Below are 10,386 nucleotides of genomic sequence, written 5' to 3'. Positions count from 1 at the left end.
GGGGGGGCGCCCGCGGGGCCGGCGCCCAGCGCGCCCCCCCGCGACCCCCCGCGGGGGCGCCCCCCCCCCCCCCCCCCGGGGGGGGGGGGGGGGGCGCCCCCCCGGGGGGGGGGGGGGGGGGGGGGGCCCGCCCCGCCGTGCACCGCTCGTACGACCCCTCTCCTCCCCAGGTCCTCCCCAGGTCGGATCTTCCGCGCCCTCGACGAGTGAAGCCGCACAACCGCACGTACCGTCGAAGGCATGACGCACATCGACGCGGGCGCAGAACTCGACCCCGTGCACCCCGTACCCCTGCCGGTGGTCCGGTCGGCCGGGCTCACCACCGCCGAGGTCGCGGAGCGCATCGCCCGCGGCGAGGTCAACGACGTACCGGTGCGCAGCAGCCGCTCCTTTCCCGAGATCGTCCGCGCGAACGTCTTCACCCGGTTCAACGCGATCATCGGCGTCCTGTGGCTGATCACCCTCTTCGTCGCCCCCATCCAGGACAGCCTGTTCGGCTTCGTGATCATCGCCAACACCGGCATCGGCATCATCCAGGAGTGGCGGGCGAAGAAGACCCTCGACTCGCTCGCCGTCATCGGCGAGGCACGGCCCACGGTGCGCCGTGACGACACCTCCGTCGAGATCGCCACCTCCGAGATCGTCCTCGGCGACCTCATCGAGATCGGCCCGGGTGACAAGGTCGTCGTCGACGGGACCTGTGTCGAGACCGACGGTCTGGAGATCGACGAGTCCCTGCTCACCGGCGAGGCCGACCCCGTCGTCAAGCGGCCCGGCGACCGCGTGATGTCGGGCAGCTTCGTCGTCGCCGGCGGCGGCGCCTTCCAGGCGACCAGGGTCGGCCGAGGCGCCTACGCCGCCCAGCTCGCCGAGGAGGCCTCCCGCTTCACGCTGGTCCACTCCGAGCTGCGCACCGGCATCTCCACCATCCTCAAGTACGTGACCTGGATGATGGTCCCGACCGCGATCGGCCTGGTCATCAGCCAGCTCGTGGTGAAGGACAACGACCTCAAGGAGTCCGTCTCCCGCACCATCGGCGGCATCGTCCCCATGGTCCCCGAGGGCCTGGTCCTGCTCACCTCCGTCGCCTTCGCCATCGGCGTGATACGGCTGGGCCGCAAGCAGTGCCTCGTGCAGGAGCTGCCCGCCATCGAGGGCCTCGCCCGCATCGACACGGTCTGCCTGGACAAGACCGGCACCCTCACCGAGGGCGGCATGGACGTCACCGAGCTGAGGTCGCTCGACGGCTACGACGAGTCGTACGTGCGCAAGGTCCTCGGTGCCCTCGGCGAGTCCGACCCGCGCCCCAACGCCTCCCTCCAGGCGATCATCACCGCCTACCCGGACAGCGAGGAGTGGCGCTGTGTGGAGTCGCTGCCCTTCTCCTCCGCCCGCAAGTACAGCGGCGCCAGCTTCAGCGAGGGCGACGGCGAGTCCAGTACGTGGCTGCTGGGCGCCCCGGACGTGCTGCTGTCCGCCGAGGCCCCCGCCCTCGCCGAGACCGGCCGGCTGAACGAGCAGGGCCTGCGCGTGCTGCTGCTCGCCCGCGCCGCCCGCGACCTGGACGATCCGGAGGTGGCCCGGACGGTCCGGCCGGCCGCGCTCGTCGTGCTGGAACAGCGGCTGCGGCCCGACGCCGCCGAGACCTTGCGCTACTTCGCCGAGCAGGACGTCCGCGCCAAGGTCATCTCCGGCGACAACGCGGTGTCCGTCGGCGCGGTCGCCGCGAAGGTCGGCCTCGACGGAACCGCCGTCGACGCCCGCCGGCTGCCGGCCGAGCGCGACGAGATGGCCCGGCACGTGGACGAGGGCAAGGTGTTCGGGCGGGTCACCCCGCAGCAGAAGCGGGACATGGTGGGCGCCCTCCAGTCACGCGGGCACACGGTCGCGATGACCGGCGACGGCGTGAACGACGTCCTGGCGCTGAAGGACGCCGACATCGGCGTGGCGATGGGCTCGGGGTCGGAGGCCACCCGGGCGGTCGCGCAGATCGTGCTGCTGAACAACAGCTTCGCGGCCCTGCCGTCCGTGGTCGCGGAGGGGCGCCGGGTGATCGGCAACATCACCCGGGTCGCGACTCTGTTCCTGGTGAAGACGGTCTACTCGGTGCTGCTGGCGGTGCTGGTGGTCTGCTCGCAGGTGGAGTATCCGTTCCTGCCCCGCCACCTGACCCTGCTGTCCACGCTCACCATCGGCGTCCCGGCCTTCTTCCTGGCCCTCGCCCCGAACACGGAACGGGCCCGGCCCCACTTCGTACGCCGGGTCATGCGGTACGCGGTGCCGGGCGGGGCGGTGGCCGGCGTGGCGACCTTCGTGACGTATCTGGTCGCCCGCCACCACTACACCGGCCCGGGCGCCCTGGACGCGGAGACCAGCGCGGCCACGCTGACGCTGTTCCTGGTCTCGATGTGGGTCCTGGCGATCGTCGCCCGCCCCTACACCTGGTGGCGGGCCGCGCTGGTGGCCTCGATGGGGGCGGCGTTCCTCGTCGTGCTGGCCGTGCCCGCGTTCCAGGACTTCTTCGCGCTGAAGCTGAAGGGCACGGCGATGCCGTGGCTCGCCGTGGGTGTCGCGGTGGTGGCGGCGGCCGTCCTGGAGTTCCTGTGGAAGTGGACCGGCCGCCGCTTCCCCGCCTAGCGATTTGCTTCTTCACGCGGACCGGGTGGACGGTCTTCAGCGTGGCGGTCAGCTTCGCGGAAACACCGGCGGAAACAGTTCATCCACCGTGCGCCGGCGGTGGTCGCGTTCCGGGTAGGCCGCGCGCATCGTGTCGAACAGGTGCTGGCCGGTTCGCCTCAGGGCGGGAAGGTCGACGCCGGGGACGGAGCCGTCGCGCATGACCACCCTGCCCGCGACCATCGTCAGGACCGCGTCGCGGGCGGTGCCGTTGAGCACCAGGGTGCGCAGCGGGTCCTCGGTGACACCCATACGGAAGTCGTCCAGCGCGAACGCCGCCAGGTCGGCGGCGGCCCCCGCGGCCAGCCGGCCGAGATCCGGTCGGTGCAACGCGGTCGCTCCACCGGTCCAGAGCGCGTCGAAGTAGCCGGTGAGGTGCCCCTGGCCCAGGTCGCCGGCCTGGAGCTTGGCCACCTGGGTGCCCACGTCGATCCCTCGGATCAAGTCCGGCGGGAAGGAGTCGGTGCCCAGGCACAGGTTCACCCCACGCGCCCGGTAGTCGCCGAACGTGTGCAGGTTGTGGGCGTACCGCGCGTTCGTCAGCGGGCAGTGCACGATCGAGACGCCCCCGTCGGCCAGCACCGCGACATCCCCGGTGTCCCTGCCGACCACGTCGGGGTGCACGTCCAGCACCACCCCGTGCGGAACGATCAGGCGGTCGGTCAACAGTCCGGAATCGGCGATCAGTTGCAGCGGGGTGCACCCGTAGGCCCGCTGAATGTACTCGCGCTCCGCCAGTCCTTGCAGAGCGTGCAGGCGCACCAGCGCGCCGCGCTCGTGCGCGGCCCGGGCGACGTCGCGGAGCAGATCGGGGAGCAGGGTCTCGATCCGGCACGGCAACAGGACCCCGGTCACCAGGGGATCGGCGAGAGAAGCGGTGTGGTCCAGGAACCGCAGCGCCTCGGCCAGACCGCGCCGGCCGGCCTCCTCGTCGAACAGCACGGTGCGCTTGCCGTCGTCGCCGATCACGTTCACCCCGGACCGGAACGACGGCCCGAGGAAGCCGCGCAGACCCAGTCGCGAGGACACCTCGGCCATCGACACGAAGTCCTCGTAGGTCTCCGCCCAGTCGCTGTGCACCTCGGAGGCGATCGGCATGTAACTGGTGATGCCGTGCAGGGCGAGCTGGACCAGCGCGTACTCGCGTACCGCGCGCCGTTGCGCGGCGTCGAACACGGCCCTGGGCGCGGCGAAGTAGTCGGCCGACCAGACAAAGCCGGACGCCTGCTCCGGGGACGCCCAGGAGTCCAGGATCAGATGGTCGATGTCGGTGAGGGCGTCCAGGTCGATCAGGCCGGGGGTGAGCACCGCGTCACCGAGGTCGATGCGCAAGTCGGCCTGCTGCCGGCCGAGTTCGGCGCGATCACCCACATCGACGATGGTGTCGCCGTCGATCAGCACGGCGCCGTCCGGGACCTCCACGTGTGAGCGTCCGTCGTGGGCGATCACCCAGGAGGCAGTGACCAGGGTCTTCATCGACACACCTTCCAGATTTGGTACACCAACCGACTGAAACGGCCACCCCACCCCGGGAGTGACTCACGCTTCCCCGGGCCCAGTAACGACCGGCTATGGCTGGCGCAAACTTTTACACAAGCAAGAAATGCTCTTCTACGAGGGCTGATGCCTCACACGACAGCGTTGCGCCGAGTTGCGATCGAACCCTAGTAGAAATCCCGGCTCTTGGTATACCGTTTCGCCACCTTCCCGCCCCCCGAGCACCAAAGGATCGGACGTGCCGGATCCGCATGAGCCGCCGAGCCCGCCGCGCCGCGCCGACGCGCCGGAGCCCACTGACGGGCAGGTGGCCACTCTGTCTCCACCAGAACCCTCAACCGCAGCAGCCGAGCGCAGGCCTGCCGGCGAGACCGCCACCGCGCGGTCCCTGCTGGGCACGGCGTGGCTACGGATCCGGCACAGCCGGATCGCCATCGCCGCCCTGATCGTGGTGGTCCTCATGGTGCTGTTCGCGATCCTGGCCCCGGTGCTGACGGCCATCGAGGGCTCGGACCCGTTCACCTCCCGTACGGGACCGGACTTCCTGGACGCCTTCTACTCACCGGGCCTCCCGCTGCCGTACTACCGCTACCCGTCCGGCGAGCACTGGCTCGGCCTCGAACCGGGGCTCGGTCGCGACATCTTCGCCCGGATGGCCTATGGCGCGAGGATCTCCCTGACCATCGCGCTGCTGTCCACGGTGGTGTCGGTGGTCCTGGGCACCGTGCTCGGCGCCGCCGCCGGATACTTCGGCGGCAAGATCGACATGGTGATCAGCCGGGTGATGGACCTGTTCCTGGCCTTCCCGCACCTGCTGCTGGTCCTGTCGCTGACCCCGATCATGCAGTCCCGGCTGCGCGGCACCGCCCTCGACTCGGGCAGCCTGGTGCCGATCGCCTCACTGGTGATCATCCTCGGCTTCTTCGGCTGGGCCTACCTGGCCCGCGTCGTGCGGGGCCAGGTGCTCTCGATCCGGGAGCAGGAGTTCGTCGAGGCCGCCCAGGCCTACGGGGCCTCGCACCGGAGCATCATCCTGCGGCAGATCATCCCGAACGTCATGGGCGTCGTGCTGGTCTACGCGACCATGATGATCCCCACCAACATCACCGCAGAAGCGGCCCTGTCCTTCCTCGGGGTCGGGGTCAAGGACCCCACACCCTCATGGGGCCAGATGCTCAACGCGGCCCAGGCAGGCAACTGGTACCTGTCCGACCCGTGGTTCCTGGCCGTCCCGGCCGGCGCACTGGTGATCACCGTGCTCGCGTTCAACCTGCTCGGCGACGCGGTCCGGGACGCGTTGGACCCCAAATCCTCCCGAGGCTGACCTCCCCCGACGCGCCAACCCCTTCCTTACCCTCAAGGAGACGCAGTGAAACGAAGCACCATGGCGGCGATCGCCCTGACGGTGAGTGCCGGACTGACCCTGACCGCCTGCGGCGGATCCAAGCCCGCCCCCGGTTCCGGGTCAGGACCCAGAGCCGACGCCTACGCGCCGGTGGTGATCGGAAAGGACTACACCGGCAAGGGCGGGAACATCAACGTCCTGATGTCCTCGGACTTCCAGACGCTGGACCCCGGCAACAGCAACTACGTGCAGACCGCCAACGTGGGGCAGCTGTACTACCGCACCCTGACCATGGCCAAGGAGACCGCCGGCAAGCCGCCGACCATCGTGCCGGATCTCGCCACCGATCTGGGCAAGCCCTCCGCCGACGGCCTCACCTGGACCTACACCCTGAAGAAGGGGCTGAAGTTCGAGGACGGCACGCCGATCACCAGCAAGGACATCAAGTACGGGGTCGAGCGCACCTACGCCCGCGACGTCTACACCCAGGCACCGCAGGAGCTGAACGCCGCCCTGGCCGACGACAGCTACAAGGGCCCGTACAACGGCGGTGACTTCAAGGGGATCGACACCCCGGACGACCGCACCGTCGTCTTCCACCTCAAGCAGCCGTTCGCCGAGTTCCCCGCCCTGGTCTCCCGGTCGAACACGGCACCGGTGCCGAAGGCCAAGGACACCAAGCTCGACTACACCAACCACCCCGTCTCGTCGGGCCCGTACAAGATCCAGTCGTACGACCGCGGCCGCTCGATGAAGCTCGTCCGCAACGACCAGTGGAACCCGTCCACCGACCCCAACAGGACCGCCCTGCCGGACACGTTCACCTTCACGCTGTCCACCGCCCAGGCGACCATCAGCCAGCAGCTCATAGCCGACTCGGACCCGACGGCCGTCACCCTGGACAGCAACGGCGGCCTCCAGGCGTCCGACGCCGCCGAGCTCAACAAGCCCGACGTCAAGAAGCGCACCGCGGGCGGCCTGCTGGGCTGCACGGACGTGCTGGACTTCAACACCGAGACGATCAAGGACCCGCAGGTCCGCAAGGCACTCGCGCTGGCCATCGACCGCAGCGCCGTCCAGGTGCAGTACGGCGGCGAGCGGTTCGGCAAGCTGGCCCAGTCGTACATCAACCCGGCTCAGCGGGGATACGTCGAGCAGCACACCGACCTCGACCCGACGGGCAAGCCGAAGCTGGACGAGGCCAAGAAGCTCCTGGCGGGCAGGACGGTTCCCAAGAAGCTGGTGTACGGCTACGCCGACGCCACCGCCCGGTACAAGAACGTCGGCACCGTGCTGCAGCAGAACTTCAAGCAGCTCGGCATCGACCTTCAGCTGCGCCCGATCCCGACCGCCAACTACTACACCGTACTGGCCGGTGACCAGATGCCGGACATCGCCCGCAGCGGCTGGTGCGGCGGCGCGGACAGCGGTTCGGTGCGCACCACCGTCGACCCCAACCTGGGCCCGAGCGTGGACGGCAAGACCTACGGCTTCTCCAACATCCCGCGCTACTACGACCCGAAGATCTCCCGCGCGATGTACGAGCTGCGCGGCACCAACGGGACCAGCGAGGAGCTCGGCAAGAAGTGGGCGACCCTGTTCGACCAGGCCATGCAGACCTACCCGCTGGTTCCGCTGGTGCGCAGCTACACCAACAGCGTGGTCGGCTCCAAGGTCCGTAACGCGCAGGTGGGTTACTTCTTCGGCGGCATCGACCTGTCCATCATCGGCGTCCAGCACTGAGCACCTGTCACAAGAAGAGGGAAAAACGGTGAGTCCATCCCGAGCCGACGGGTCGCGCCCATGACCAGATTTCTGACGCGGCGCTTCGTCGCGATGATCGTGCTGCTGTTCGTCATCAGCTTCGTGACGTTCAGCCTCTTCCAACTGGGCCCGGCGGACCCGGCCGCGGCGGCCTGCGGTCAGGAGTGCACTCCGCAGCGCATCGCCGAGGCCCGGGTCGCCCTCGGGATGGACAAGCCGTTCCTCACCCAGTACTTCGACTACATGTCGGGCCTGGTGGGCAGCCGCCACGTCGGCGCGCCGGGCAGCCAGACGCTGTGCTCCTGGCCGTGTCTGGGCAAGTCGTTCCAGACCAACGAGGACGTCACGGCGATCATCGGGCGGGCCCTGCCCTACACCCTGTCGGTGGCCAGCGGCGCGATCGTGCTGTGGAGCGTCGTCGGCGTCGGCCTCGGCCTGCTGGCGGCGCTGCGCAAGGGCCGGTTCGCCGACAAGCTCGTCGTCGGCGCCGCCTCGGTCGGTGTGTCCCTGCCCATCCCGGTGACCGGCCTGCTGCTGCTGTTGTTCTTCGTCAGCACGCTGCACCTGCTGCCGTTCACCACCAACGCGATCACCTCCCCGTTCGGCGCCGCGGGTCCGGGCGGCTGGTTCCTGAACTACCTGCTGCCCTGGGTGGCGCTGGCGGTGCTGTTCAGCGCGCAGTACATCCGCGTCACCCGCAGCAACATGCTGGAGACCTTCGGGGAGGACTTCATGCGCACCGCGCGCTCGAAGGGTCTGTCCCGGCGGAGCATCGTGTTCAAGCACGGGGCACGGGCCGGCATCACTCCGGTCGTCACCATGCTCGGTCTGGACATCGGCACCCTGCTGGGCGGCGCCGTGCTCACCGAGCAGATCTTCTCGGTGCCGGGCGTCGGATTCACCGCGGTGCACGCCGCCCAGTCCGGCGACCTGCCGGTCACCATGGCCATCACCATGATGGCCGCGTTCTTCATCATCGTCGCCAACGTCGTGGTCGACGCCACCTACGCCGTGATCGACCCGCGAGTGAGGGTTGCCTGATGACCACGCCCGAAGCCGCGCCCATGCTGGACATCCGCGATCTGCGGGTGAGCTTCCCGACCGACGACGGCGTCGTGCACGCGGTCAACGGGATGGACCTGACCCTGGCGCGCGGGGAAACCGTCGGCATCGTCGGCGAGTCCGGCTCCGGCAAGACCGTCACGAGCCAGGCCCTGATGGGGCTGCTCAAGGACACCTCCGCCACCGTCACCGGGCAGATCCTCCTGGACGGAAAGGACCTCAACCCGCTGTCCGAGGCGCAGATGCGCCCCTACCGCGGCAAGAAGATCGCGATGATCTTCCAGGACCCGCTGTCGGCGATGCACCCCTTCTATCCCGTCGGCGCGCAGATCGCCGAGGCCTACCGGGTGCACAACGCCGTCTCCAAGAAGGCCGCGGCGGCGGTCGCCGTCGACATGCTCGGCCGGGTCGGGATCCCCGACCCGGGACGCCGCTACTCGGCCTACCCGCACGAGTTCTCCGGCGGTATGCGCCAGCGCGCCATGATCGCCATGGCGCTGGTCTGCGAACCCGAGCTGCTGATCGCCGACGAGCCCACCACCGCGCTCGACGTCACCGTGCAGGCCCAGATCCTCGACCTGCTGAGCGAGCTCCAGGCCGAGACCGGGTCCTCGGTGATCCTGGTGACCCATGACCTCGGCGTGGTCGCCGAGGTCTGTCACCAGGTCGTGGTGATGTACGGCGGGGTGTGCGTCGAGCAGGCGACCGTCGCCGACCTGTTCAACGACGCCCGGCACCCCTACACCCAGGGGCTGCTGGCCTCGATGCCGTCGCTGGCGGGGAGGTCCGAGCGGCTCAGCCCGATCCCGGGCTTCCCGCCGTCGCTGCTGGCGCTGCCCGAGGGCTGTCTGTTCGCGGACCGCTGCCCGAAGACGCACCTGGTGCCCAACGGCGCCTGCGGCACCCACCGGCCGGAGCTGACCGGCCCCGTCGGGCACCTGTCGCGGTGCCACCTGCAGACCCTGGAACCGGCCAAAGAGGTGGTCCGATGACGCCGCTGCTGGAGGTCACCGACCTCACCAAGCACTTCCCGATCCGCTCCGGCGCCTTCCGGTCCGCCGGCGGTGTGGTCAAGGCCGTGGACGGGGTCACCTTCTCGGTCGAGGCCGGGCAGACCCTGGGCCTGGTGGGCGAGTCCGGCTGCGGCAAGTCGACCACCGGCCGACTGCTCATGCGACTGCTTGAGCCCTCCTCCGGGAGCATCCGGCTGGACGGCCGGGAGATCTCCGAACTGCGTCGGTCGGACTTCCAGGAGTACCGGCGCCGGGTGCAGATGGTGTTCCAGAACCCGTCGTCCTCGCTCAACCCGCGCCAGTCCGTGGGCAGCGCGATCGCCGCACCGCTGCTGGCCCAGCGGATCACGCCGCCCGGCGGCGTCAAGGCCAGGGTGCGCGACCTCATGGACCGGGTGGGGCTGCGCCCCGACCACTACAACCGCTTCCCGCACGAGTTCTCCGGCGGCCAGAAGCAGCGCGTGGGCATCGCCCGCGCGCTCGCCCTGGACCCGGAGCTGATCATCTGCGACGAACCGGTGTCCGCGCTGGACGTCTCCGTGCAGGCCCAGGTGATCAATCTGCTGGAGGACATCCAGCGGGACACCGGGGTGGCGTACCTCTTCATCGCCCACGACCTGTCCGTGGTCAAGCACTTCGCCGACCGCATCGCGGTGATGTACCTGGGCCGGATCATGGAACAGGGCGACACCGAGGAGGTGTTCGGCACTCCGCGGCACCCCTACACCCGGGCGCTGCTGTCCGCCGTACCGCAACCGGACCCGGCGGCCGACCGCAGCGGAAGGATCCGGCTGTCCGGCGATCTGCCCAGCCCGGCCGACCCGCCGCTCGGCTGCGTCTTCCAGTCCCGGTGCCCGGTGCATCCGCGCCTCGACCCGCGGCGCCGTGAGCTGTGCACCGGCAGTGCGCCGAGCGGCGACATCGCCTGTCATCACACCGACATCGCCGCCGAGGCCCTGGCCACGACGGCCGGATGAGCCGTACCGCGTCCGGTGAACCGCCGTACGGCGCAACAGAACCGCGCAACAG

7 protein-coding genes are annotated in these 10,386 nt (G+C 69.8%); 6 read left to right on the top strand and 1 reads right to left on the bottom strand.

Going from position 1 to position 10,386, the window contains the following annotated elements:
• The first annotated feature begins 240 nt into the window (after positions 1 to 240).
• A complete protein-coding gene (locus tag ACIHCX_RS31700) occupies positions 241 to 2,637 on the top strand; it encodes an HAD-IC family P-type ATPase (protein WP_400035582.1) in 2,397 nt (798 codons plus the stop codon).
• A 48-nt stretch (positions 2,638 to 2,685) separates the two neighbouring features.
• Here ACIHCX_RS31700 and ACIHCX_RS31695 read toward each other — a convergent pair whose 3' ends face one another.
• The gene (locus ACIHCX_RS31695) at positions 2,686 to 4,152 is read right to left on the bottom strand and encodes a chlorohydrolase family protein (protein ID WP_400035580.1); all 1,467 of its coding nucleotides are present in this window, start codon (positions 4,150 to 4,152) and stop codon (positions 2,686 to 2,688) included.
• Between the two features lie 328 nt (positions 4,153 to 4,480).
• Here ACIHCX_RS31695 and ACIHCX_RS31690 point away from each other — a divergent pair, with 328 nt between their 5' ends.
• From ACIHCX_RS31690 to ACIHCX_RS31670, 5 genes are read left to right on the top strand one after another with little or no spacing between them, the layout of a single operon-like run.
• Positions 4,481 to 5,497: an ABC transporter permease gene (locus tag ACIHCX_RS31690; protein WP_400035597.1), complete on the top strand. Its 1,017-nt coding sequence runs from the start codon at positions 4,481 to 4,483 to the stop codon at positions 5,495 to 5,497.
• A 45-nt stretch (positions 5,498 to 5,542) separates the two neighbouring features.
• The gene (locus tag ACIHCX_RS31685) at positions 5,543 to 7,261 is read left to right on the top strand and encodes an ABC transporter substrate-binding protein (protein ID WP_400035579.1); all 1,719 of its coding nucleotides are present in this window, start codon (positions 5,543 to 5,545) and stop codon (positions 7,259 to 7,261) included.
• 60 nt (positions 7,262 to 7,321) lie between these two features.
• Positions 7,322 to 8,323 (top strand): ABC transporter permease, encoded by a 1,002-nt coding sequence (locus tag ACIHCX_RS31680; protein ID WP_400035577.1) that lies wholly within the window; start codon positions 7,322 to 7,324, stop codon positions 8,321 to 8,323.
• Positions 8,323 to 9,336 carry an ABC transporter ATP-binding protein gene (locus tag ACIHCX_RS31675; protein WP_400035575.1) on the top strand — a complete coding sequence of 338 codons (1,014 nt, stop codon included), beginning with the start codon at positions 8,323 to 8,325 and terminating at the stop codon, positions 9,334 to 9,336. The genes ACIHCX_RS31680 and ACIHCX_RS31675 overlap by 1 nt, the downstream gene beginning before the upstream one ends.
• Positions 9,333 to 10,334 carry an ABC transporter ATP-binding protein gene (locus tag ACIHCX_RS31670; protein ID WP_400035572.1) on the top strand — a complete coding sequence of 334 codons (1,002 nt, stop codon included), beginning with the start codon at positions 9,333 to 9,335 and terminating at the stop codon, positions 10,332 to 10,334. Before ACIHCX_RS31675 ends, ACIHCX_RS31670 begins: the two co-directional genes overlap by 4 nt.
• The last annotated feature ends 52 nt before the right edge of the window (positions 10,335 to 10,386 follow it).

The organism is Streptomyces sp. NPDC052043 (assembly GCF_044548235.1).
In the GTDB taxonomy this organism is placed as follows: Bacteria; Actinomycetota; Actinomycetes; order Streptomycetales; family Streptomycetaceae; genus Streptomyces.
The sequence above is the reverse complement of the archived record's forward strand: the minus strand, read 5'-3'. Positions and strand labels throughout refer to the sequence as shown.

Bases quoted from the DNA above. Each gene is read 5' to 3' on its own strand.
- ACIHCX_RS31700 (WP_400035582.1), top strand. From the start codon at position 241: ATGACGCACATCGACGCGGGCGCAGAACTCGACCCCGTGCACCCCGTA.
- ACIHCX_RS31695 (WP_400035580.1), bottom strand. From the start codon at position 4,152: ATGAAGACCCTGGTCACTGCCTCCTGGGTGATCGCCCACGACGGACGC.
- ACIHCX_RS31680 (WP_400035577.1), top strand. From the start codon at position 7,322: ATGACCAGATTTCTGACGCGGCGCTTCGTCGCGATGATCGTGCTGCTG.
- ACIHCX_RS31675 (WP_400035575.1), top strand. From the start codon at position 8,323: ATGACCACGCCCGAAGCCGCGCCCATGCTGGACATCCGCGATCTGCGG.
- ACIHCX_RS31670 (WP_400035572.1), top strand. From the start codon at position 9,333: ATGACGCCGCTGCTGGAGGTCACCGACCTCACCAAGCACTTCCCGATC.